A 267-nucleotide genomic window follows, 5' to 3' on the forward strand; every position below is an offset into this window, starting at 1 on the left:
TACTTTCAGTACTCAATTATTGGAATTAACGTTGACATATTGTCATTCAGTTTTCAATGTTCATTTTGTCTCACAAGAAACTATTATACACTTGTTATATTCTTGTGTCAACATTTAATTCAATTTATTTTTCAAGAAAATTTCAAGAAAAAAAGACCCAAGGGTCAAAATTGAATTTTGCCCGGCAACGTCCTACTCTCGCGGAACGTAAGCCCAACTACCATCGGCGCTAAAGAGCTTAACTTCTGTGTTCGGCATGGGAACAGG

At 36.0% G+C, this 267-nt stretch carries 1 rRNA gene; it reads right to left on the bottom strand.

Going from position 1 to position 267, the window contains the following annotated elements:
* Positions 1 to 179 precede the first annotated feature (179 nt).
* A 5S ribosomal RNA gene (gene rrf / locus LQ673_RS14755) occupies positions 180 to 267 on the bottom strand; the annotation flags it as partial.

It is taken from the genome of Mammaliicoccus sp. O-M54 (assembly GCF_022386035.1).
GTDB classification, from domain to species: domain Bacteria; phylum Bacillota; class Bacilli; order Staphylococcales; family Staphylococcaceae; genus Mammaliicoccus; species Mammaliicoccus sciuri_A.